Source organism: Nocardia altamirensis NBRC 108246 (assembly GCF_001612685.1).
GTDB classification, from domain to species: Bacteria; Actinomycetota; Actinomycetes; order Mycobacteriales; family Mycobacteriaceae; genus Nocardia; species Nocardia altamirensis.
In genome coordinates this window covers 68,392-90,920 of the sequence record NZ_BDAY01000035.1, presented here as the reverse complement: position 1 = coordinate 90,920, position 22,529 = coordinate 68,392, and the positions used below count along the sequence as shown (strand labels likewise).

The 22,529-nt window shown below is 64.7% G+C and carries 20 protein-coding genes and 1 pseudogene; 10 read left to right on the top strand and 11 right to left on the bottom strand.

All coding sequences use genetic code 11. The annotated features are described in order from the left end of the window. Positions 1-38 precede the first annotated feature (38 nt). From NA11_RS19580 to NA11_RS47205, 4 genes and pseudogenes are all read right to left on the bottom strand, one after another. On the bottom strand, positions 39-944 hold the full coding sequence (locus NA11_RS19580; protein ID WP_069163379.1) for a cyclopropane mycolic acid synthase family methyltransferase: 906 nt from the start codon (positions 942-944) through the stop codon (positions 39-41). Between the two features lie 323 nt (positions 945-1,267). Beyond that, complete coding sequence (locus NA11_RS19575; protein WP_069163378.1) at positions 1,268-1,831, bottom strand: O-antigen ligase family protein; 564 nt, start codon at positions 1,829-1,831, stop codon at positions 1,268-1,270. 288 nt (positions 1,832-2,119) lie between these two features. Continuing rightward, the gene (locus NA11_RS47210; RefSeq protein WP_369691140.1) at positions 2,120-2,572 is read right to left on the bottom strand and encodes a hypothetical protein; all 453 of its coding nucleotides are present in this window, start codon (positions 2,570-2,572) and stop codon (positions 2,120-2,122) included. A gap of 64 nt (positions 2,573-2,636) precedes the next feature. After that, positions 2,637-3,317 (bottom strand): annotated as a pseudogene (locus NA11_RS47205) (beta-ketoacyl [acyl carrier protein] synthase domain-containing protein); the annotation flags it as partial. Between the two features lie 1,057 nt (positions 3,318-4,374). Here NA11_RS47205 and NA11_RS19565 point away from each other — a divergent pair. The 6 genes from NA11_RS19565 to arfB all read left to right on the top strand — a co-directional run bounded on the left by NA11_RS19565 (position 4,375) and on the right by arfB (position 11,445). Beyond that, on the top strand, positions 4,375-4,794 hold the full coding sequence (locus tag NA11_RS19565) for a TIGR03618 family F420-dependent PPOX class oxidoreductase (protein ID WP_174567701.1): 420 nt from the start codon (positions 4,375-4,377) through the stop codon (positions 4,792-4,794). Positions 4,795-5,687: 893 nt separating this feature from the next. Next, positions 5,688-6,524, top strand: a complete 837-nt coding sequence (locus NA11_RS19560) for an SDR family oxidoreductase (RefSeq protein WP_069163376.1) — start codon at positions 5,688-5,690, stop codon at positions 6,522-6,524. Positions 6,525-6,617: 93 nt separating this feature from the next. After that, positions 6,618-7,667 carry a 3-oxoacyl-ACP synthase III family protein gene (locus tag NA11_RS19555; protein WP_069163375.1) on the top strand — a complete coding sequence of 350 codons (1,050 nt, stop codon included), beginning with the start codon at positions 6,618-6,620 and terminating at the stop codon, positions 7,665-7,667. Between the two features lie 3 nt (positions 7,668-7,670). Further along, positions 7,671-8,591: a beta-ketoacyl-[acyl-carrier-protein] synthase family protein gene (locus NA11_RS19550; RefSeq protein WP_069163374.1), complete on the top strand. Its 921-nt coding sequence runs from the start codon at positions 7,671-7,673 to the stop codon at positions 8,589-8,591. A gap of 242 nt (positions 8,592-8,833) precedes the next feature. Beyond that, positions 8,834-10,825: a LuxR family transcriptional regulator gene (locus tag NA11_RS19545; RefSeq protein ID WP_069163373.1), complete on the top strand. Its 1,992-nt coding sequence runs from the start codon at positions 8,834-8,836 to the stop codon at positions 10,823-10,825. 191 nt (positions 10,826-11,016) lie between these two features. Next, the gene (gene arfB, locus NA11_RS19540; protein WP_069163372.1) at positions 11,017-11,445 is read left to right on the top strand and encodes an alternative ribosome rescue aminoacyl-tRNA hydrolase ArfB; all 429 of its coding nucleotides are present in this window, start codon (positions 11,017-11,019) and stop codon (positions 11,443-11,445) included. 70 nt (positions 11,446-11,515) lie between these two features. Here arfB and NA11_RS19535 read toward each other — a convergent pair whose 3' ends face one another. Then, positions 11,516-13,543: a WD40 repeat domain-containing serine/threonine protein kinase gene (locus NA11_RS19535; protein WP_141717707.1), complete on the bottom strand. Its 2,028-nt coding sequence runs from the start codon at positions 13,541-13,543 to the stop codon at positions 11,516-11,518. A gap of 220 nt (positions 13,544-13,763) precedes the next feature. Beyond that, positions 13,764-14,399 (bottom strand): LysE family translocator, encoded by a 636-nt coding sequence (locus NA11_RS19530; RefSeq protein WP_069163370.1) that lies wholly within the window; start codon positions 14,397-14,399, stop codon positions 13,764-13,766. Positions 14,400-14,588: 189 nt separating this feature from the next. Between NA11_RS19530 and NA11_RS19525 the strand changes: the two genes are divergently transcribed. The 3 genes from NA11_RS19525 to NA11_RS19515 all read left to right on the top strand — a co-directional run bounded on the left by NA11_RS19525 (position 14,589) and on the right by NA11_RS19515 (position 16,792). After that, positions 14,589-15,629 (top strand): hypothetical protein, encoded by a 1,041-nt coding sequence (locus NA11_RS19525; RefSeq protein WP_069163409.1) that lies wholly within the window; start codon positions 14,589-14,591, stop codon positions 15,627-15,629. A 277-nt stretch (positions 15,630-15,906) separates the two neighbouring features. Next, positions 15,907-16,128 (top strand): hypothetical protein, encoded by a 222-nt coding sequence (locus NA11_RS19520; protein ID WP_069163369.1) that lies wholly within the window; start codon positions 15,907-15,909, stop codon positions 16,126-16,128. Between the two features lie 97 nt (positions 16,129-16,225). Continuing rightward, positions 16,226-16,792, top strand: coding sequence for a DUF6790 family protein (locus NA11_RS19515; RefSeq protein WP_069163368.1), 567 nt, complete (start codon positions 16,226-16,228; stop codon positions 16,790-16,792). Positions 16,793-16,907: 115 nt separating this feature from the next. On the opposite strand, the gene NA11_RS19510 is transcribed toward NA11_RS19515, so the two are convergent. Both NA11_RS19510 and NA11_RS19505 read right to left on the bottom strand, forming a co-directional pair. Then, positions 16,908-17,612: a cupin domain-containing protein gene (locus tag NA11_RS19510; RefSeq protein ID WP_069163408.1), complete on the bottom strand. Its 705-nt coding sequence runs from the start codon at positions 17,610-17,612 to the stop codon at positions 16,908-16,910. Between the two features lie 220 nt (positions 17,613-17,832). Further along, positions 17,833-18,264 carry a VOC family protein gene (locus NA11_RS19505; RefSeq protein ID WP_069163367.1) on the bottom strand — a complete coding sequence of 144 codons (432 nt, stop codon included), beginning with the start codon at positions 18,262-18,264 and terminating at the stop codon, positions 17,833-17,835. A gap of 271 nt (positions 18,265-18,535) precedes the next feature. On the opposite strand from NA11_RS19505, the gene NA11_RS43980 reads away from it, so the two are divergent. After that, positions 18,536-19,489 carry an HIT family protein gene (locus NA11_RS43980; RefSeq protein ID WP_084654789.1) on the top strand — a complete coding sequence of 318 codons (954 nt, stop codon included), beginning with the start codon at positions 18,536-18,538 and terminating at the stop codon, positions 19,487-19,489. A 19-nt stretch (positions 19,490-19,508) separates the two neighbouring features. Here NA11_RS43980 and NA11_RS19495 read toward each other — a convergent pair whose 3' ends face one another. The 3 genes from NA11_RS19495 to NA11_RS19485 form a co-directional block, all read right to left on the bottom strand. Further along, positions 19,509-20,666, bottom strand: coding sequence for an epoxide hydrolase family protein (locus tag NA11_RS19495; RefSeq protein WP_069163366.1), 1,158 nt, complete (start codon positions 20,664-20,666; stop codon positions 19,509-19,511). Positions 20,667-20,805: 139 nt separating this feature from the next. Beyond that, positions 20,806-21,489, bottom strand: coding sequence for a GAP family protein (locus NA11_RS19490; protein ID WP_069163365.1), 684 nt, complete (start codon positions 21,487-21,489; stop codon positions 20,806-20,808). 76 nt (positions 21,490-21,565) lie between these two features. After that, positions 21,566-22,228, bottom strand: coding sequence for a hypothetical protein (locus NA11_RS19485; RefSeq protein ID WP_069163364.1), 663 nt, complete (start codon positions 22,226-22,228; stop codon positions 21,566-21,568). Between the last annotated feature and the right edge of the window lie 301 nt (positions 22,229-22,529).

Genomic DNA, 22,529 nt, shown 5'->3' with positions numbered 1-22,529 from the left:
ATCGGCTGTCCTCACCTGCTGTTCCGGATACCCGCTGCCTACGCGAATATTTGTGGACTGTTGCTCGGGGTATCGGCCGGAGTCTTTGAACAGGTGAACTGCATGACGTCTATGTGCCCAGCGCGGAAATGATGGGCACATCCGGTGAAATACCGAATGTAGGTATCGAACGTCTCCTCACCAACCAATGCAACGGCCTCACCTCTCTTCTCGTGCAGAGCGGCGGCCCATCGATCCAGCGTCTTCGCGTAGTGCAACCGCAGCGGATGGATGCGAGTGACATCGAAACCCGCCGACTCCGCATATTCACGAACGCCACGCGGAACAGGTCCCCACGGGAGCGGGAGCTGGCCACCAGGAAATATTGCCGTGCGGATGAAACGCATGAAGTCGATATCTTGTCTGGTAAGCGGTATGCCGTTCGCCCGCAGATGATTCAGCCCGTACCCAACGATCGTGTGCAGCAGCATGAGCCCATCCGCAGGCATCGCCCGATAGGCGAATTCGAAGAAATCTTCATAACGCTCCTGCCGGAAGTGCTCGAAGGCACCGATACTCACAATTCGATCGACTTGCCCGTTGAATTCTTCCCAGCCCTGTAGATACACCTCTCCATGCAGACCGTGCAACTTGCTTTGCACATAGTCGCACTGATTGCGGCTCAGCGTCAGACCGATAACGCGGATATCGTATTTTTGCAGCGCACGAAGCATTGTCGCGCCCCAGCCGCATCCGATGTCGAGCAACGTCATCCCTGGGCGCAGGTCGCATTTTTCCAGCGCGAGATCTATTTTTGCAAGTTGAGCCTGCTCCAGCGTATATCCGGTCTGCTTCCAATATGCGCAGCTATACGTACGAGTCGGGTCGAGAAACAACGCGAAGAACTCGTCGGAAAGGTCGTAGTGAGACTGAACTTCGGCATAGAACGGCGCGTGACGGCTCATCCAGGCAACCTCCAGGAAATTTCGACGCAGAACGTCTCGAATGTTGTGTAGTCGGGCCGGAACCCAGAACTCGCCCCGGCCGCCCTCGACAGCGGGCGGTCCGAGCGCATCAGGTTGAAGCAGGGCAAGCGTTGAGCCCACAGATGTCTTCACCACGGAGTCGCGACGGACAGCGCCCGAGATTGCCGACAACAAGTGTGATCTGAATCACATCGAGGCGGGGCAGCCGACCCGTCCATTGCCTGGGCGGCAACGACTACTACCCAGAAACGGTTACCTGGGTTTGGTCGCTCCGCCTACTTCGGCAGGAATCCGCGCGGGGCCTACTGACCGAAGTCGCGCTGCTCCGCACCGGCGGGGCGGCGCGGCAAACGCCACCTAGGATTCCTTTGACGCTCGCGCGGTGTGGGATACGAAGTGACAGTGACGCGGGGAAGTTCCATCGTCACGTCGAACATCGATGCCGCGCGCGGCCGCGGCGGAGGTTGCGGGCGGGTGCGCCGGACGATGAGGACGCCGAGGACTATCGCGGTCATGAAGGCAAGGCGCTGATTGTTGGAGGGGGTGTCGGCAAGGTTCATGATGACGAACCCGGCGAGGCCCGCCCCGGCGGCGGGAGCGGTGTGGGATCCGATTCGACTTGCCTCTACCGCGATCCAAGCTCCGATGATGGTTATGGCGACCGTCACGCACAGACCGGCCACCCCGGCCTCGATGGCGTAGTTCAGCCACAGGTTGTGGGCGTGCTGGTACGTTTCGGGTCCGGTGGTTCGCTCATTCAAATGCGCACCGGCCCGCCCTGGCCCTACGCCGAGCGGGTGCTCCCCCGCGATGCTGATGCCCGCGACCCACACGTCGGCGCGCGAGCCGACACCGCCGCGGGTCATGACGCCCACCGAGTGCGGGCCTGCGAATCGTTGCCGGTCGCGCGGTGGCTGTGCTGTGCCTCGCGCTCGTCGCATTGAACTGTGCGGTCAACATCCTGCCCGAACAGCCGATCGCCTGGCTGGTGACACCGACCCGGCTGGCGGTGGGGATCGGCCTGCTCGCGGTCTTGATTGCCGGAGAATCGAGATGGCGAACCGAGCTCGACCTCCCGCTGACCACCCTCCTCATCGCTTCGGCGGGTGCGAATTTCCTTGCGGGACAACAATGGGCGTCGTGGCGTGGCCTGGTCACGGTGGTGGCCGTCTATTACCTGGCGGTCGGGGTGAGTCGCGTGATCCCCGATCCGTGGCCCGCGACTGTGCTGCTCGCCATCGTCTGCGTGAGCATCGCGAGTGCGGTAGCCGTGGAGCAGATCGTGGAAGGCACCACGACGGGCTTCTGCCGCGGCGCGATCGACGCATCGAACGACACCTGTGGCGCAGGCCGAGCACGCCTGCTGCCGTGTCGGCGTGACCGATGTTCGACTTGACGGAGCCGAGCACGCACCGCTGGGGCAAGCCCGGCCCGAACGCCTCCGACAATGCGCGGACTTCGATCGCATCGCCGATCGTGGTGCCGGAGCCGTGCGCCTCGACATACCCGATCGTCCCGGGCTGACTCCGGCGAGCAGGTGTGCGGAGCGGATCGCGGCGACCTGTCCACGCTCGGTGCGGTGAAGCCCACCTTGTCGGAGCCGTCATTGCTGAGTGCCGACCCACGGATTACCGCATCGACGCGATCCCCGTCGGCGAGTGCGTCGGGCAGCCGCTTGAGCACGATGATTCCAGCCCCGTCGGCGCCGACCATTCCGTCCGCATCCGCGTCGAACGGCCGACAGCGACCGTCCGGTGACAGCAGGTCGTCGTCCTCCCCGGGACCTGCGGCGCCACGCAGCGTCACCCCGCCGGCCAGGGCCATCTCGCAGTCGCCAGCGAGCAACGCCTGGCATGCCAGATGAACAGCGACGAGCGAGGTGGAGCAGGCGGAATGCACAGTGACGGCTGGGCCGCGCAGGTTCAGTGTGTAGGCCAGTCGGCTGGTGAGGAAGTCCCGGCTGCCGGCGAGCCGGAGTTGTTCGTCCGTTGTCTCCGGGAACCGGTGCCGCTGCGAGCGCAGCACGGCGTAATGGTCCGTTTCACCACTCCCGGCATACACACCGATGGCACCCGGGTAGGTGTGGGGGTCGTAGCCAGCGTATTCCAGTGCCTCCCAAGCGCATTCGAGGAAAACTCGACTCTGCGGGTCGAGCAGCTCTGCATCCCGCGGCGCGATCCCGAAAAACGCGGCATCGAACCTTTCGGTGTCGGCGACTACCCCGTACGTGCGTCGGGAGTCGAGGCGGGTGGTCAAATCACGGCCGGCGACGAGCGCGGCCCGGAATTCGTCGAGGTTCGCGACGCCGGGTATCCGGGCAGCCATTCCGATGACCGCCACGGCGGTCTGCATGTCCTCGTCGGCCGTCGCAGCGGTCACTCTTTCCGCCCGACCGAACGTACGAATCCTCCGCCGCCCATTCTCCGCCAATCACTGTGGTGCATTCGGCAACGGCAAACCTCGGATCCATGAGATGTCAAGGCAGCGTTGTCTTTTCGAGAATTCTCATCGCGTCGAGTGAACAAGAGGTTAAAGCGTTGCAGACACAACAGATACGGCTGCTGTCCGACTGCTGGAGCCGAACTTTATTAACAAAAAGCGTTCACCACTTGCGCATTTCACCATCCGACTCCCAACCGCGATCAGCGTCCGCCGCACTTCACGCAACGATGATCTTTCAATGATGCTCCAATTACGTTCCACTTATGCTCCACCCAATTGTTCAGCCCGCAAAACAGCTGTGCTGCAACTGTTCCGACCGCCGAAGCCGGATCTCCATCACCAAAAGCGCTGACCTGACGCGCATTCGATTGCCCCGGGCCAATATCGTTGCCCTGACCGACCGCCGCCTCGAAGTACAGCGATACTCGCAACGACAACGCGCACCCAGTCACCCATTGCCCCACCTCACCCCGGACAGAGCAGGCGCCAACTCAGCCGACCAATGTCCAAGGCCACACGAGCGAAACCTGCTGGCGCCGAATCGGGTTCGGACTGACGGATCGGACTGACCGAGGCTGGCTGCGGCCACGGAGGCGCTATTTCCGGGTGCCGCACCCGCAACGGCGTAACCGCGGACGGAGGTGCGGTCACCGCCATCGTCAACGAGTTACGCGACGGCGTTCAGGGAAGACGCGCTCGATACCCCACCTGTCGTGCCGGTGACGCAGAGCCGTAGGGGCGCAGGCAAGTAGGCCGATCATGGTGAGAGTTGCCGGGAGAGCGGCGCGCGTTCCGGACCGGGCACGATGAGTTTCATGCTTTCGTCCTGATGGATTTCACAGCCGCCGCCGTTCAGCGAGCGCGAGGCTGTGCTTACTCGACGATAGCCGCCGTGACGATGGCGAAATACTTCTGCCCTGCGGATGGTTTGCCGGTATGACGTGTGTCACCGACCGGAAGGATTTCCATGGCGAAGATGACCAGCGACGAACGTGAGGCGTTTCTTGCTGACCTACATGTGGGGGTGATCGCGATCGAACGGGCGGATCGCGCGCCGCTCGCGGTGCCGATCTGGTACGGGTACGAGCCGGGTGGTGAGGTGCTGATCTGGACCGAGACCGGATCGGTCAAGGAAAAGCTGATCCGCGCGGCAGGGCGTTTCTCGCTGACCGCGCAGGCGGAGCAGCCGCCGTACAAGTACGTCACCGTCGAGGGCACGGTGACCAGCATCGAGCAGGCCACGGCGGACGTCGTGACAGCCATCGCCGTCCGATACCTGGGCGAAGCCGAGGGCAAAGCCTTCACCGATCAGAACCTCACCCCGACCTCGCTGCTCGTGCGTCTGCGCCCCGAGCGTTGGTTGAGCACCGACTACTCCAAGGAGTAGCGACCACTCGCTCGTAGCGGTCGGCAGCGGCCGCTACGAGCACTCATCGGACAGCCGCCCGCCGACTTGTGAAGTCACGCATGGCTGGTGATCGCAGACTCAGGTTTCACCACGCAAGTAGGACGAGGCCGTTGCGCTGACCGCCACAGATCAAGAATCGAACGACTCGCTGCGAGCCAATGTCTCGTATGCGGACGCCAGGCAAGGACAGTTCATCGGGGAGCAGTAGGCATGCCGAGGGTGGTACACAACGTCCTCCGCAGCGGCCACCGTGAACGGCGATTCGGGAGCGCTGTGCCAATCAGGCGTCCATAGCCTGTCACTCCCTGGCCGACCGAAAACGTTGTCTACCTGGAGTCGATCTGCACCGGGATCGTCTCTCAACCTGTTCCGGCCGCCGGTAACGAACAGGCAGAAGCCGACTAGTAGTGCGAAGACCGCCACAGCCGCGATGGCAACGAATACTGACAACGAACTCACTGTCGGCATGCTAAAGCGCGCTTCGGCGCCTTCTCAGCCGTGGTAACCGACCGGTCTCTACTGTTACGCGACTCCCGCATCGGTGTCCGACCGGCGAAACCGCTCCGCCGCGAAGGTCTTCGCGCCTCGAATGCGCCGTGCCAACGCGAAGGCGGACACGTGGAGGGAGGATGGGAACTCGGAGGGTGACACGGCGAGCGCATACCCCTGCCGCCTACACACGGGCGCACCCCCTATTACCCCCTACCCTCAGCCACGCAACTACGCGTCGGCTGATCTCGGGCGAGTCGAGCCGACCACGCCCGACCTGCGGAATTCTGCAAATGCTGTTCCCGTGCAGCATCTTTCAGGCCTGAGATGACCCCAGTTCGGTCCCCCCGACCAGCCGGAACCGTGTGGCAGGGTGGTCGGCTATGAAGACGATCCTGATCACGGGGGCGACATCGGGTATCGGCCTCGCGGCCGCACAACAGTGTGCCGCGAGCGGACATCGACTGGTGCTCGTCGGACGAAATCCGCGGAAGCTGGCCGATGCGGCGGCGGCGGTTCGGGCCGCCGGTGCGGGCGGCGTGGACACCCTCGAATGTGACTTCGCCTCACAGGCTTCGGTCCGTCAGCTAGCCAAAAGCGTGCTGGCGCAATATGACCGACTGGATGTGCTGGCCAACAATGCCGGCGGCTATCACAAGGATCGCGTCGAGACCGTGGACGGCATCGAGACCACGTTCGCCGTCAATCACCTCGGCGGCTTCCTGCTCACCGAACTGCTCACCGATCTGATGGTGCGCAGCGCCCCCTCGCGCATCCTGTTCACCTCGTCGGTACTGCATTTCGGCGTCACCCTGGATTTCGACGATCTCGGCCTCCAGCGAAAATACTCGGGCGAGCAGGCCTATAGCCGATCGAAGCTGGCAAATATCCTCTACGCCAAGGCTTTGGCGCGCCGCCTCGAGGGAACCGGGGTGACGGTCAACGCCTTTCATCCCGGCGCGGTGGCGACCGGGATCTGGGATTCGCTGCCGTGGTTCGGGCAGCCTTTGGTCGCGCTGGCCAAGCGCCTGTTCATGATCACCGTCGAGGAGGGTGGTCAGGCGCTCACCTATCTCGCGACCGATCCCGAGGTGGGCGGGGTGACCGGCGCCTATTTCCAGAAGAACCGCATCAAGATTCCGTCGCGTCGTGCGCAGGACGACGCGCTCGGACAGCAACTGTGCGAGGTGAGCGCGACCCTGGTCGAGCCAACCGGCTAGGCACAGTGGCTGTATGCAGTCCACGACAACGTTGTCGGAAGTCCAAGCGACACAACTTGTTTGTCATCGACTGATCTGCAGAAAGCAGGGGCAATGCAGCGTACGCGTTTCGAGTCGATCGGCTCGTACACTCCGGAAACCGTCCGTTCCACCGAGGAATTGATCGACAGCCTGGCCGTGCCGAGGTCACTGGATCTGGAGCGGATCACGGGGATCAAGAATCGGCGGGTCTACGACTCGCATCCGGACCGCTATGAATCGTCTTTCGAACTGGCGCTCCGGGCCATCGACGATTGTCTGCGACATTCCGACTACCAGGCGGATGACCTCGACATCATCATCTCGGCCTCCATCACCCGCACGCGCGGTAAGGAGATCTTCTGCTACGCACCGGCATTCGCGCTGATGCTTGGCAACGAGATCGGCGCGACGTCGGCCCGTCACTTCGACGTCTCGAACGCGTGCGCGGGCATGATGACCGGGGTGCTTGTGCTGGATCGGATGATCAAGGCGGGAGTGGTGCGCAACGGTCTGGTGGTCAGCGGCGAACAGATCACGCCGATCGCGGAAACCGCGGTGCGGGAGATCAGCAAGCCGTACGATCCGCAATTCGCGGCACTGACCGTCGGTGACGCGGCGGTGGCCGTCGTGCTCGACGATCGTGGCGACGACCACGACGAAATCCATTACGTCGAACTGATGACCGCCGCCGCCGGGGCCGAGCATTGCCTCGGCATGCCCAGCGATCGGTCCGCAGGCATCGCGCTCTACACCGACAACCGCGCCATGCAGAGCGACGGCAGGTACATGCAGGCCATCAACCGCATCGACACCTTCCTGAAGGAGACCGGGCGCACCTGGGAGAGCGAGAAATACGACTACTGGATCAATCACCAATTCAGCGGGCCGGCCATCGATTACATCGGGCACCTGACCGAGCAGCATTTCGGCACCCCGATGCCGCAGACCCTGAATGTGTTGCATGACTACGGCAATACCGCGTCGACCTCGCATTTTCTGGTGCTGCACGAATATCTCGGGCAGCAGAAGATTCCCAAAGGATCGAAGATCCTGATGCTTCCAGCGGCTTCCGGGACCGTCTCCGGCTATCTTGCCGCCACCGTCTCGCGTCTGGAGGCCTGAGCCATGGGTACCACGATTGTCGCGGCCACGACGAATACCGATCTCGACACCGGCAGCTACTTCGAGCTGGCCGCTCGCGCGTCCCGTGACTGCCTGGCAGGCTCGGATGTTTCCGTCGACGAGGTCGGCATGCTGATCAACGTCGGCGTCTTCCGGGACGACAACATTTCCGAGCCCGCGGTGTCGGCACTCATCCAGAAACGGATCGGCATGGGCCTGGAATACCAGCCTGGCCGGGTGCCCGCGTTCTCGTTCGACCTGATGCACGGCGCGACCGGCCTGCTGCACGCCATCGCCGCCGCGGAATGCTTCTTGGCCACCGGCGAAGTGGAGTACGCGTTGCTCGTCGCGGGCGATACCCACCCGTCCACCGAGCGCTACGTCGCTGGATTTCCTTACACCACCGGGGCCGCCGCGATCCTGCTCGGAAACTCCCCCACCGCAGGCGGTTTCGGTCGTCTGCATACCAAGGAGACCGACGGGAAAGCTGACCCATCGGCCTGGGTCGACCTCGGTACGGTCGGCGCGAACGGCCGCTCGGCCATGCGCGTTCGGCACGGCGTGGCGGATCCGATCGAGCTCGCGGCGTCGGCGGTGCGTGACAGTATGGACGACGAAGGTCTCGACAGCGATGATTTCGCCGAGGGACGAGCGGTGCTGCTCGCCCCGGCCCCAGCGCCCAGATTCCGGGCGCGCCTTGCCGAAACATTGGGGTTGCAAACGGAATCGGTGGTCGGTCTCGCCCCGGCGGTCGGCGATCCGTACACGGCGGCGCCCGTCCACGCTTATCTGAACGCCCGGAAATACGGTGTGCTCGGCGCGGCCGACACCGTGCTGTTCCTGGCCGCCGACGAAGCCGCGGCAGCCTGTCTCGCCTACCATCCGCAGCCGACGGCGGTGGCGAGCGCGGCACGGGTTCAGTAAGCGAAAGCCGTTGCTGTTACTTGGATTCCGACATTCGCGTCGGAATTGTTCCGGCGATCTTGTTGCCGGGATCAGATGACAGGTCGCGGTCGGCGACCTACGCTATTGGCACCGGCTGGATCAATGGGGCATCCGGAAACGCCCCTGCTGCGACGATGCCGCATCTTCAGTGCACCCGAGTTGCTCTCTTCGATGGTGCCCTTCCACAGTCGGGCAACCTTATCGACGAAGGGAGCTCGGGTATGCACCAGCAGATCTCGCAATCAGAGGTCGGCCAGGCCATGGCCGTGCTTGGCAACGCAAGCACGGTCGGCTTGGTCGCCGAACTGCTCGCCGCCGACGAGACAGCGGTGCGAACGGCCGTGCGGCGCCTGGCTGTCGGATCGTCCACGCGGGCGCTGTTCGATCTCGACATCGCTGATCGAATCCTGCGTGACACCCCGGCGCCGGTCCGCCGGGAACTGCACTGTCGTGCCGCGAAGCTGTTGCACGACAAAGGGTTTCCAGCAGCAAACATAGCCGAGCAGCTGGTCACGGCCGGTGCCGCTGATTACCCGTGGGCGGCCGAGGTGCTGCTCACCGCTGCGGCGGAGGCGTTGGCCAACGACCAGATCGACCGCGCGGTGGATCTATTGGAGCTGGCCTACCGGGCGACGCGTGACCCCGCCGACCGTGCCGCGATCGCCATCCGCCTGGTGCGCGCCGAATGGCGGATCAGTCCGTCGAATCGAACTCGGAACTACACCCGGGTGCGCGCGGCCGTTCGCGCGGGCCGGGTGCCTACCGCGCGACTACCCTCCGCCGTCATGTTCCTGCTCTGGCACGGCCAGGTGCAGCATGCGGATCAGGCTCTCGGCCAACTGGATTGTGATCGGCTCGACGAGGCGACGCCCAAGGTCGACTTCCTGTGTGCGTGGCTGCGATCCTCGCATCCGCCGCATGCACAGCGACATCAGCGGCTGCTGGCGGCGCAGGCGCGGCGGCGGCCGGCGATCGCGGCGCAACCGTCACCGCACGTACTCGGCGCGCAACTGCTGACCGGCCTGTTCACCGGGCGGCCGCTCGACGAAACCGTCACCCTCGCCCAGCGTTTGCTCACCGGCCATCGGCTCGCCTCGAGCACCGTGGAAACCCTTGCGGCAGCCGTTCATTGCCTGATCTACACTGACCGGTTGGATACCGCGGCAGCCTGGTGCGACTCGCTGCTGGCCGAGGCCGAGGCACGTCAGGCTCCGACCTGGCAGTCGATCTTCGCCGGCCTACGCGCGGAAACCATGCTGCGCAAAGGCAATGTGCGGGCCGCGGCCGACGACGCGGTGCTCGCGCTGAATCATGTTCCCGCCGAACATCTCGGCGTCTGGATCGGGACCCCGATCGCGGCGCTCGTGCGCGCACTCACCCTGGCAGGCAGGCATGCCGAGGCTGCGGCACAACTCCAAAGACCCGTGCCCCGAGCCATGTTCGAATCCCGGTTCGGCCTGGCCTACCTGCACGCACAAGGCCACCACCACCTTGCCATCGGCCGTGCCGACGAGGCGCTGCGCACCTTCCGCCGCTGCGGATACCTGATGCGGCGCTGGCACATGGACTTTGCCTGGCTGGTGCCGTGGCGCAACGACATCGCCGCCGCCCACCTCGCGCTGGGCGACCCCCGGCATGCCCGCTCCGTCGCGACCCGTCATCTCGATCTGCTCGGCGCCGCGAGCCAGCATCGCACCGGCGGCGTATCGCTGCGCTTGCTCGCCGCGACCGCCGACCGGTACCAACGCGTTCGCCTGCTCCGCGACGCCGCGGCAATCGCCCGCTCCGGCGGCTGCGACCTCGAATTAGCCACGGTCCTAGGCGAACTCGGCGCCGCACACCGCGCCGTCGGCGACCACGACAAATCACGCATGCTGATCCGCGAGGCCACCCGCCTCGCCGATTCCTGCGGCGCCGACACCCTGCTCCACGAGCTACTCGGCCACCGCCCGCACCACCTCCGACAACCCATCCCACGACTACGCACCCACACCAACGGCCTCGGCACCCTCAGCCCCGCCGAACGCCGAGTCGCCGAACTCGCCGCCAACGGCAAACGCAACCGCGACATCGCCGCCGCCCTCGACATCACCACCAGCACCGTCGAACAACACCTCACCCGCGTCTACCGCAAACTGGAGATCGCCCGCCGCACCGAACTGACCTTCGTCTTCGGCACCCACCCGAGAAGCTCCGTCACCGCAACCAGCTAGTGCGATGAGCATCTGTTCACTCCGGGCACCTCAGCAGCGATCGGCCGGCCTCCAAGCGCTCATGCACGGACGGCCCGCTTGTTACACGTCGAGAAGGTCGTCGCTATCGTGAACGGCGAGGTCACCATTCAGTCGCAACTAGACCAACATGGCCTGGTCGACTTGTGGATCGGAAAGAGCGGCGTCGGATCATGGCAGCGGACCTGACAGTGACTCAGGTGCTGGCGATACCCGCGTCCGAGTTACACGAGCGGTTCTCACGATCTTCCGGTCCTGGAGGACAGCACGTCAACACCACCGACAGCCGGGTAGAGCTGTCGTTCGACCTCGCCAACTCGCCCTCCGTGCCGGAGTGGCTGCGCACCAGGATGCTCGACCGCCTGGCCACCCGCCTGGTCAACGGGGTACTCACGATCGCCGCATCGGAGCAACGCGCACAACTGCAGAACCGCGCGATCGCCCGCGAACGCCTGGCCTCGTTACTGCGTGACGCCGCTGCCGCCCCGCCGGCCGTTCGCCGCGCCACCAAGCCCTCGCGCGGGGCAAAGGAACGTCGCATCGCCGCGAAGAAGCGGCGCGGCCTCACCAAACGCAATCGCCGCGCCTCCCCCGACGACTAGCCGACGGGCAGCGCTACCGATCTGCGCATCGACCCGAGATCGACTGTCGCCCAACGGATCCGGCTGCCGACTACCATGTCTCGCCGAGTTTCCAAAGACGCACCGTGGTGTCCTTGCTACCGGTGGCAAGCACGGTGCTGTCGGGGCTGAATGCTACCGACGACACCTCGTCCATGTGGCCGGTGAGGGGTTGGCCGCTGGGTTGACGGATGTCCACGTTCCACCATGACCTGTGCATGTTCCGCAGCGACACGGTGTTGCCCGAAGCCGCAGCCAACAGGGTTCCGTCGGGGCTGAAGGCAATCGACGACACCTTGCCATCGACAGAGAAGGCCGGTCGGTCTGTTTTACGGGTCCGTACGTTCCACAACTGCACCGTGGAATCGTGGCCACCGGAGGCCAACAGTGTGCCGTCCGGACTGAACGCCACCGAGTAGACGGGTCCGGTGTGGCCGGTGAGGGGCCGCGGGTCGAGTTGGCGGGTGGGCACGTTCCACAATCGCACCGCTCCGTCGAGATGAGCAGCGGCCAGCAGGGTCCCGTCCGGACTGAATGCCACCGACTGGACATCGGGGGAATCGGGATCAGTCAGTTGTACGTCGGGTTGGCGGGTGTCCGTATTCCAGAGCCCCACGCTGCCGAACAGACCGCCTGCGACCATCAACGCGTCCGTCGGACTGAATGCCACCGAGCTGACAGCTACCGATCGTCCATCGAACATGCGCAGTCTGTCGAGTTGGCGCGTGCGCACGTTCCATAACAGCGCATTGACGTGCTCGACGCTGGGGCTGTGCTGGCTACCGACACCGGCAGCCAGCAGGGATCCGTCCGAACTGAACGCGACCGATCGTCCTGCCTCGGCATTATCGGTAAAGGGTTGTCCGTCGGGTTGGCGAGTGCGCCAGTTCCACAACCGCACCGTACGGTCGAGGCTCCCGGAGGCCAACAGCGTGCCGTCCGGACTGAACGCCACGGAGTAGACGGGGCCGGTGTGGCCGGCAAGGACGCCATCCAAGGTCACCGTAGTGCGATGGGCGACGACTCCGGCAGCCACCCCGGCGGCAACGGGGACAGCGACGATCCCACCGATCAGCAGCCGACGTCGGCTGAACCGGCTCGACGAATCCGGCAGTGTCGGAACAGGTGTCGACGCGGCTGTGTCTGCACCGGAGTGAGTCGTTGCGTGCGGATACACCTTTGCGTCGGTCAGTGGTGTGGCGTGTTCTGCTCCCAGCCGATGACGACCAGCCCCGCGCGGCATGGTGGAGGTGAGGGCGCAGACTGCGGCATCGGCCAGATCGGCACAGGTGGTGTACCGGTCGTCGGGTTCTTTGGCCATTGCAGTCGCGATCACCGCGTCCAGCGCGGTAGGCAAGTGGGGCCGCAAATTGCTTGGCACCGGCGGGCGTTCGGTGATGTGGGCAGCCATGACCGCGGCCTGGTTAGCGCGCGGAAAGGGGGGCTGTCCGGTCAACAGTTGGTACAGGGTGCAGCCGAGAGAATAGATATCGGCGCGGTGATCGGCGGGCTGGTTGCTGAAGCGTTCGGGGGCGGCGTAGGCGAGGGTGGCGGCAACACTGGACAGGGTGGCCGTGTCGTCGAGGGTGCGGGCGATGCCGAAGTCGGCGAGCAGAACGCGTTCCCCGTCACCGGGTTCGCGTTCGATCAGGAGGTTGGCGGGTTTGACGTCGCGGTGCAGCACGCCCTTGGCGTGGGCGAAATCCAGGGCGCGTGCGGCATCGGCGATCAACCGCACCGCCCGATCGGCCGCCAGCCCGTCGGGTGCCGCGGCAAGCAGCGCGTTCGCATCACCGCCGGTGATATAGCGCATCGACAACCACAACACTGGGTCGTCGGATCCGCTGCGATCGTAGACGGGAACGATATTCGGGTGATCCAGCTGCGCCGCAAGATCTGCCTCGCGGTCGAATGCCGCGTGCGCCTTGGCGTCGGCTGCGAAGGCGTCGTAGAGAACCTTCAGCGCCACCAGGCGTTTCAGCCGCGGATGCCCCGCGAGGTAGACCGCACCCATTCCCCCGGTACCGAGGAGACGTTCGATGGTGTATCCGGCGAAAACCGCCCTCGCCTGCAAAACCACCCTCGACTCCCACTCCTGCCCCAACACACCACGCAACAACGAAAGCGATGCAGATCCACGGAAATGTAACGCAGTAGCAGCCCAAGCGCGACCGAACGGCGGTGCGGCAGAGACGCTGCTTCACCGAATCTCACATCGCTGTGCTGCAACTCACCTCATGAGATCGACAGAGGTGTGGGGCGAGGGCTACTGCGGACTCGGCGGTTCAGGCGGCGACCGGTCAAGCATTTCCGCTCAACGCGACGCTCGCGCCGACACCGATGATCATCACTCCACCGGCGCTGCCGACGGCCTCGAGGCGGCGCGGTGAGCGGGCGAACCAGGAGCGGGCGGTGCCCGCGAGCAAAGCCCAGCTGGTGTCGGAAATGACCTGAATGGTCAGGCAGATCGCGCCGAGCAACAGCAATTGCACTGGTAGTGCACCGGTTTCCGGCGTCGCGAACTGCGGAAGGACTGCGCCGAAGAACACGATCGTCTTCGGATTGGTGGCGCCGACCACGAAACCCTGCCGCACCATGCGGCCGGTATCTGATTCGCCGGGCGCGGACTCGAGTGCACCGACCAATTGTTTGCGGTGGCGAATCGCCATGACGCCCAGATACATCAGATAGGCGGCACCGGCGATCTTGACTGCGGTGAACAAGAGGGCTGACGCGGCGAGGACCGCGCCGAGCCCGAGCACAACGGCCACCAACGGCACAGTCGACCCCAGTGTGGCACCGAGCACCGACAGCAATGCCTGTCGGCGACCGTGTGCCAGCGCTCTTCCGATCGCGAACAACACATTCGGACCGGGAATCACGATGATGACGAACGCGGCCACGATGCAGGCCACAAGATTGGAAACGGGCACCATCCACGCAGCCTAGGCCGACCATGGGCGGTGCGCAGTGAAGTCACTGCGTCACACCGGATTCCGGGCGATCAGGCCAGCTGGTCGCGGCGGTGGACCGTGAACTCGCGTGGTGGATCGATCAGGGGTTCGGCGCATTGTCGGTGGCCGCTGACAAGGGGATAGAGGACGGGTGTGGCCTATGTTGATCTCGTGGACACTGCTGAGCTGATCATCAGCTGCCCCCGCGGACGCCGTGTGTGCGCCGAATTGGTGGCGGAATGCGATGGCGGGTTTCTGGGCAGGGTTTGGGAAGCGGCGGGGAGGATAGCGGGGCGAGACGGGAGTAGCGGCGACCCTGCGGCAGGGGTGGCTGCTGCCATCCAGGCGTTCGGGGCGGACGCGATCGAGAGGTTGTCAGAGGAAATCGTGGTGGGGGCGGTCGCAGAGGCGACCGACTTTGCGAGGTATTGGCAGGAGCCCGACGAGTTTGATCGGGTGTATGCGCAGCCGTCTGTGGTGACAGCTCTGCGCTCCGTTGCCGACGCGTTGGTCCGATCACCACCGTTCGAGCTACTGAACAGCCCGGTTGATCGGGCGGGTCAGCGGTGGGTCCAGTGGTGGCACGACGGCGGTTGGTATCCAGAGCAGCCGTCGGCAACGGGCGACGCGGACATGCGGCAGTGGCGGAATCAGGTTGTCGCTGCTGAGGAACGGGCGCGGCGGGAGCTGGGGGTTGATCCGAACGACAACTGGAGCGGTGAGTGGTGGTCCACGCCGAGCCTAGAGTGCCCAGCCACTTCGCGAGCACTCCCCTGGCTGGGCGCGCTGCGGTTGGCGGCGATGGAGGATTCGATGGGCTGGGAGCGCGCACGAGTATGGCCAGTGGCTTTGAATGAGCCCGTTCGGGTTCTCGAGATCGATGGTCCCACTGCATGGAGGGCACTGGTCGACGCTTATCCGTTGCGGGTGACGGCTTCACGGCGGCACGACTGGTATCGGGCGGTTGGCCGGAATGGGGAGTGGTTCATTCCCGACTGGGCAGCAGTTGGCGCGGAATACGACGCGGTTCATCTGAGTGCGGTCGGATATCTGACAACCCCGGGTCGCGCGATCGACGTCGCCGGAGGCGCGACAGTGCTGGCGGGATGGGACCCGGACCTGACCTACTGGTTGCGCCGCGATCGTTTCGTCTTGGTCGACGATCCGGTGGAGTGGCGGCGCATCGATGGACAGTGGCGGCGGGCAATCTGAGCTCTACCGGCCAACCGGCAGGACGGCAACGGAGCACTCGGGGAAGGTGTTGTTCCAGCCCAACTCAGTCTCATTGAAGGCCACGTGCAGGGCCTGAAAGCTTGGGGCCAGAGTGATAGAACGGTGCCGAACGGCAAGCGCCCCACCGACGGAGGCTTTATGAGACCGCAAGCTACTGCCTTATGCGACAGCGGTATTCGGCCATGCCCCGGACAACCGGCTCGCCATCTGCCTGTTCGCGACAACGGCCGCTTTGCTTTTCGCAAGTGAGGCGGTTGTGAAGGGGCTGGCCGCCCGCGGCTCAGTCCTCACCGAAGCCACGACCCCCGCCGACCTGCGTTCGGGTGCTGACGCGTCCTCTGCGGTCGCCGCGGTCTTCGCCGCTACCGCGGTATTCGCCTGGCTGACGTCCTACGTCTGGATTCTGTGGTTCCTGGCACCGCTGTGCGCAACCTTCGGCGGGCGCCTGATCACCAAGGTCCGCTCGATAGGCGGGTGAGCCGAACTCGCAGCGCACCAGGCGATTCGGGAGTCCTTCGTCTCATCCGACAACGTTAGTCTTGCATGGTTAATATTAACCATGCAAGACTCGAGGCATGAACTCGATCTCGTACCTTGCCCAAACCGCTTTCCCGCTGATCTGGCCGCTGATTGCGGTCGTCGGCGCACTGATCCGCACCCGGCACAGCCCCTCCCGTGCAGCCGCGCTGGAAACCTGGCAGCGGTGGTGGGCCGGCGCCGCACTCGGGTGCGGCAGCCTGTGGATGACCATCGCATTCCTCACCGCCCCGGACGTGATGGCCACCGCGATCGGCTTCAACTCGACCCCGTTCCAGTTCGAAATCGCTTTCGCCAACCTCGGACTCGCCGTCATGGGCTTCCGCGCCGTCTCGGCCTCTGCCCGCGAGCGCATCACCATCGGCCTCGGCGCAGGCATGTTCCTGTGGGGCGCACTGATCGGCCACGTCTACCAGTGGTTCGCCAACGGCGACCATGCTCCCGGCAACACCGGCGGAGTTCTGGTGTGCGACTTGCTCTTTCCGGCGGTCATGATCATTCTCGCCCGTTACTCGCAGCGACTGTCCGCTACCGAGCAGCCCGTGACCCTGCTACCCGGCGGCGTGGAGGTTTCGGCGCAAAAGAGCGGGAGCAGGCAGGCCTGAGCACGTGGTAGTAGGTGGCGGAATCGACAGCGCCAGTCCGCGGGTAGTTGTCCGCGGACCGGTGCGTGTGCCGAAGTCGCCTGCGCGACACCGAACGTCGGCTGACGTGGTGCGGTCAGCGAGGACGTTTGGTGATGACTACGGGCTTGATATCAGTGGGGACCTGGCCGAACGCGGTTTCGGGGACACCGAAGCAGACAGCCAGGACATCGCGCGGGATGGAGTTGAGCGTGCCGACGATGCCGATATCGTCGTTGGGCTCCTGGGCACTGGTGTTGAAAATGACCAGCACCTCCAATGTGGTGTCGGTGGTGTGGTTTTCGAAGTAGTGGAAGTAGCCCTGCGGCGCGAAGACGAGATCGCCCTTGCTGGCTTCGAAAACGTCTCTGCGGTAGGTGCCGTCGGGATGGGTGCCGAGGATGGACCACCGCGTGGTGCCGGAGATGACGTAGTTCAGCTCCCAAGCGGTGGGGTGCCAATGCGGTTCACGAATCCCACCCGGCTCCAACCGGACCAGATACACCGAGCCCTGCTGACCGGCCAAGACCGGAAAGTTGCCTTCGTGCGCGCCCTGCAGCGTGCCTCCGTCGAAACGCAGAGGTTCCTCCGCATCGAGATGGAACAGATGCGACGCCGCGCCGAGGTTGTTGTCCAGCTCCCCGGCATTGGGCAGCGCCGAGGCATTGGTTTGCCGTGCCCTGGCGGCGGCGAAGCCGAGACCGGAACCCACGGCGGCGCCGCCGAGCGCGGCCACACCGGCACCGATCGCGACCCTCCGGTTGGGCTGGGCGGAATCCTCGTGGTTCGGGGTTTCTGTCATCGGGCACGACTCCTTTCCGAGATACCGCGCGGACCGTATTTCGACCTTGCCCTGGACAATATCCATCGACCTGGTGTGCTCGGCCCGCTGCGCGTAGTACCGGCGCGTCCGATGGAGCTGCCGCTGTTCGCGGATGTAGCTGCGGCCGAAATCCGATTCGGCGTGCAACTGGCGGAGTGAGGTGCCCTACTACTCGGCACACTCGGTGTGGTGATCGCCGTCAGACGGCGAATACCTGGGAGTCGTCGGTGAATGCCTTGAACTCCAACGCATTACCCGCAGGATCGAGCAGGAACATGGTCCACTGCTCGCCGGCCTGACCCGCGAACCGCACATACGGCTCGATCACGAACTCCGTGCCCGCGGCCCGCAGCCGCTCGGCGAGCTCATGAAAGTGCGGGATCGTCAGGATCAGGCCGAAATGCGGGACCGGGACGTCATGGCCGTCGATCGGATTGTGGATTCCCTGCGGTCGGGCCGGCGCCAGATGGGTGACGAACTGGTGGCCGTGCAGATTCCAATCCACCCAGGTCTCCGCGCTGCGCCCCTGAGGCAGGCCGAGCACCTTGCCGTAGAAATGACGTGCGGCGTCCAGGTCGTCGACCGGCATGGCCAAATGGAATCGCGGAATCGGGGAGTCGAGGACAGTCATGGTGACAACCCTATTCGTCCGGCGACAGCAGATGGCCGACCATCGCGACCCGGCAGCGCGCGTCCACGCTGACGGCTCGCATCGCTAGCATTCTCGTTGTACTCCGCGAATGACCCTGCACGGAGCCTGGATTCACCAACTATGGCGATACCGCTGTGGCAGAGTTGATTTCGGCTGTCGAAGGTATCTGTGCGGTACTGCCCGTGGCAGCGACGCCGTTGCCGATGCGCCGGTAACGGTGATCGAACTGTGGTGCGGAGGGTGTTTCAGGGTGAGCGGTGAGCTCGGTCAGGTGTGCAACTACATGGTCGGCATGATCGGCAGAGAGATCGAAGCATTCGCCAGGGCACTGGTTCGGCCCGTGAACGACGCGAGCAGCCACGTGCGCAAGGTCGGGCCGCATATGACGGATAGCGACAAACTCTCGGCCCTGTCGTTCAAGGAGCAGCTGACCGCAGGCGGTGCCGGGGCCGGCCCACGCTTCTCTCGGATCGCCGAACGCACCTGGATATGGGGCCCCGAAGATGTGGTTCAGAGGTGGCCGGGCGCGATCGCGGTTCGGCCCAAAAATGGTGTGACCGAAGGTCATCTGATCGTCGTGTCCGATGGGCCGCGGGGCGCGTCGGTGGAGCAGCGGATGACCTATGCCGCGGAGCTCGCCGGAGGAATGGAATCCTGCAACGTGATCGCCACCCGCCGCGGGCTCGGTGCGGATTTCGGGCCGGTCAGCGTCGTGCCACGCAGGTTCGGCGACGGGCTGATACTGCCGTGGACCAAGCAACATGAGGGACGACCGTTCCATCCGCTGAAGATCTTCCCTTGCGGCTTCTGCAAGGTGATCGCAGGCACACCGCTGACGAAGTTGCTGCGACATTGGTCCGACGGCATAGCGCTCGAGCCACTGGACCCGGTGCGTCCCGGCGGGCACCGGCTGGTCATCCCGAACGGGTATGTGCGGGGCGCCGATGGCGAGGACATCCATGTGCAGGACGTCTCGGTCGATCCGGCGACCTCCGGCGCGATGATGGCGCACATGGTCGAACTCACCCGCGACACACCCAACGTCGACATCATCACCTCACGCGGCGACCCCGCGACACAAACCGCTGGCCACCTGCACATCCACGCCGTCACGCGCGACGAAAACGACGGCCTGGAAATGATGTTGGACAGGTCACCGCTGCACCTGCTGGAGTGGTTGGCGGACCATCTGTCCCCGGTATGATCGCCCGCCGACCCGGCTGCTAGCGAAGCTTGCGGAAGAACTCCCGGATATCTCCGACCAAGAGCTCGGGCTCCTCCAACGCGGCGAAATGACCGCCACGATCGGCGACGTCCACCCAGTGGGTGATCGTGTTCTCCTGTTCGGCGTAGCGTCGCACCCCGACATCGTGGGCGAACACGATCGCACCGGTCGGCACGCCGGAATCCGCCGGTTTCGCACCCCAGCCCGACGCCTGGGCGTAGCCGACATAGGCAGCGCTGCCCGCGGTGCCGGTGAACCAGTAGATCGATGCGTTGGTGAGCAACACATCTCGATCCAGCACGGCATCGGGCAGCGCCGTGCGCGGGTGGGTCCATTCGCGGAACTTGTCCATGATCCACGCGAGTTGACCGACCGGAGAGTCGTTGAGCCCGTAAGCGATCGTCTGCGGGCGGGTCGCCTGAATCACGATGTAGCCGTGTTCCACCTGCATGAACGTTTCGACGCGGGCAACCCGGTCCCGCTCGAGTTCACTGAGTTCGGCGAGTTCCTCTTGGCTCAGCGGCAGCGGTGGCAGCACCGCGGGACCGCCGTTGACGTGCACACCGGCGACCTGATCGGGTGCAGCCCTGCCAACCGCGGGACTCACAGTGGCGCCGATATCGCCGCCCTGCGCGCCGAAGCGGGTGTAGCCGAGTCGTCGCATCAACTCGACCCACGCGCGGGCGATGCGCGGTCCGTCCCAGCCCGGATCGCTTGTGGGCCCGGAGAATCCGAAGCCCGGCAGGGCCGGGATGACGACGTCGAACGCGTCGGCAGGATCGCCGCCGTGCGCGGCAGGATCGGTCAGCGGGCCGATCACATCGAGGAACTCGACAATCGAACCGGGCCAGCCATGCGTCAGGATCAGAGGGAACGCGCCGGGCTCCGGGGAGCGGACGTGCAGAAAATAGATGTTCTGGCCGTCGATCTCGGTCATGAACTGCGGGAACTGGTTGATCCGTTCCTCGGCCGCCCGCCAGTCGTAGCCGTCGCGCCAGTACTCGGCCAGGTCCTTCAACCAGGCTGTCGGCACGCCGGTGTCCCAGTCGTCACCCGGCAGCGGCTCCGGCCAGCGCGTGCGCGTCAGTCGCTCACGCAGATCGTCGAGCTGCGCCTGCGGAATATCGATGCGAAACGGGACTATTTCCTCGGACATCGACGCAGCATGGCACTCTCGTCGGTTCGGTCCTTCCCACCGGCGGGAAGAAAGCTGCGTGCTGCCCGGCGCACCGATGAGGTCCCGCCGTGCCATCCACTCTCCTAGCCTGGTCTCCCGTGGTGAGGCCCCAATGTCACTACAGCGACGAGTAATTTCGGAGTCCGTCCGCAATGAGCACGGCTCCGAAAATCAGGAACAGGACGCGAATCGACATCGGACCGAAACGGCCCAGCATCCGAACAAGGGCGCGGTAGAACCGCTGGGCACGGGCAGAGCGCCGTGTCGAGGTGAGCAGCACCAGGATTGGCGGCAGTAATGCGATCAGGCAGTACGCGCTGACGATCAACGGCCACAGCGCCGGTCGCGGTTCTCGCACCGAAAGCATCGCCAACGCCGCAAGATACGGCACTGCGGTCGGCGCCTGTCCGAGGCCGACGCCGGCACCGACCAACCCTAGAAGCAACGGTCGTCGACGTGCCTCAACCGCCCAAGGCGGTATCGCCCCGACTGCACTGCCCGGCAACCGAATACCGCCGAGAACCAGTAGAACCGCACCGACCACGAGCTCTGCCCAGTACCGAACAGTCGGCGTGATGTCGAAGTCGACAAGATCTGTCAAGAAGCTCAACCCGAGCACAGTGCAGATCCCGAAAGCGGTTGTGACAACAAAGATTCCCGCGATGAAGCTCAACGCTCCAGGAATGGGCGAGCGCCGACTCAGTCGGCTGTCGACGACCACCGCAGCCGTGATCCCTACGTTCAGGACGTGAAGGGAATCAAGGATTGCGAACCCCGCAAGTGCCAGTAAGAAGATCAGCATGACGTCACCGACCCTACGTCAGAAAACGACCGCCACCAGATTCCGAACGCCCAGACCCTCGAAGCTCGGGTGTTGGCTACGAGCCGTCGAAGCGGTAGGTGTACGGGTAGTAAGGGCACGCGCGGCAGTCGAAGATGTAGATACCGCCGCCGTCGCCGAGACTCAGGCCGTGCGGGCTGCACTTGCCTGCGAAACCGGGGTGCCTGAAGTCCATCTCGCCATCAGTGGCGGGGCGGTCTTCCCACGGTAACCAGACGCGCCATCCGCTGCCGTTGAACTCCATGCTGTTGATGGTGAGCAGGTGCTCCATCGGCGCTCCGCATCCGGAACAGTTCGGCCAGTCCGGTTCCTGGGTCCAGGTCGGGTAGCCACCGGCTTTCACGCCACTGGACACCGCCAGATCCTGCTCGTAGTCCCAACCCGTTGTCTCCCGCAGCTGCTCGAAGCGATCTTCCAGGGAATCCGAAAGTTCCCGAGGCATATCACCTCTGGGATAGTCGACGACCCGCTCTGGATGCACCACGCAAGGGTTCGGCAGAAATTCGGGCTGCGCGTCGCGCGGGCGCGGCGGCTGAGGATGGTCATCGCCGCATCGAGAGCTGTTGCGCCAGTACAACTGCGGCCGCGGCGCAAAGCTCCGCAGGTGAATGTAGGGGCACCACAACACTTGCAGCAGATCCGCATCGGCAGGGAACGGCAATTCCGGGACATCGTCAGCGAACAACTGCAGCACCGGCACGAAGGGTGCACCGTCGGGTATGACCTTCCCCCAAGAATAGCTCTCCCTGTCCGGCCGGTCCTCATGCAAGTCAAAGCACCGAGGCCATGGCTCCCACCGCGGCCACAACAACGGCCCACCCAACGAACTATCTCGCAGACCAGGTCGACCCGGTCGCGGATGCAGCCGCACCGCCTCTCGCCGAAACGCGACAAGTTCAGGAAACAGCGCCTCCACATCGACCGGCCTCGGCGGAGTCCTACGTACCATCCCCGAAGCCTACGAACCCACGACCGGCATCGTCCACCCAAACCCACAGCAG

Excerpts from the sequence above, each read along its gene's own strand:
- NA11_RS19530 (WP_069163370.1), bottom strand. The coding sequence starts at position 14,399 with ATGGTGCCCGTTTCCAATCTTGTGGCCTGCATCGTGGCCGCGTTCGTC.
- NA11_RS19505 (WP_069163367.1), bottom strand. The coding sequence starts at position 18,264 with ATGACTGTCCTCGACTCCCCGATTCCGCGATTCCATTTGGCCATGCCG.
- NA11_RS19515 (WP_069163368.1), top strand. The coding sequence starts at position 16,226 with ATGAACTCGATCTCGTACCTTGCCCAAACCGCTTTCCCGCTGATCTGG.
- NA11_RS19555 (WP_069163375.1), top strand. The coding sequence starts at position 6,618 with ATGCAGCGTACGCGTTTCGAGTCGATCGGCTCGTACACTCCGGAAACC.
- NA11_RS19510 (WP_069163408.1), bottom strand. The coding sequence starts at position 17,612 with ATGACAGAAACCCCGAACCACGAGGATTCCGCCCAGCCCAACCGGAGG.
- NA11_RS19575 (WP_069163378.1), bottom strand. The coding sequence starts at position 1,831 with ATGACCCGCGGCGGTGTCGGCTCGCGCGCCGACGTGTGGGTCGCGGGC.
- NA11_RS19490 (WP_069163365.1), bottom strand. The coding sequence starts at position 21,489 with ATGCTGATCTTCTTACTGGCACTTGCGGGGTTCGCAATCCTTGATTCC.
- NA11_RS19495 (WP_069163366.1), bottom strand. The coding sequence starts at position 20,666 with ATGTCCGAGGAAATAGTCCCGTTTCGCATCGATATTCCGCAGGCGCAG.
- NA11_RS19545 (WP_069163373.1), top strand. The coding sequence starts at position 8,834 with ATGCACCAGCAGATCTCGCAATCAGAGGTCGGCCAGGCCATGGCCGTG.
- NA11_RS47210 (WP_369691140.1), bottom strand. The coding sequence starts at position 2,572 with ATGACGGCTCCGACAAGGTGGGCTTCACCGCACCGAGCGTGGACAGGT.
- NA11_RS19550 (WP_069163374.1), top strand. The coding sequence starts at position 7,671 with ATGGGTACCACGATTGTCGCGGCCACGACGAATACCGATCTCGACACC.
- NA11_RS19565 (WP_174567701.1), top strand. The coding sequence starts at position 4,375 with ATGGCGAAGATGACCAGCGACGAACGTGAGGCGTTTCTTGCTGACCTA.
- arfB (WP_069163372.1), top strand. The coding sequence starts at position 11,017 with ATGGCAGCGGACCTGACAGTGACTCAGGTGCTGGCGATACCCGCGTCC.
- NA11_RS19560 (WP_069163376.1), top strand. The coding sequence starts at position 5,688 with ATGAAGACGATCCTGATCACGGGGGCGACATCGGGTATCGGCCTCGCG.
- NA11_RS19580 (WP_069163379.1), bottom strand. The coding sequence starts at position 944 with ATGAGCCGTCACGCGCCGTTCTATGCCGAAGTTCAGTCTCACTACGAC.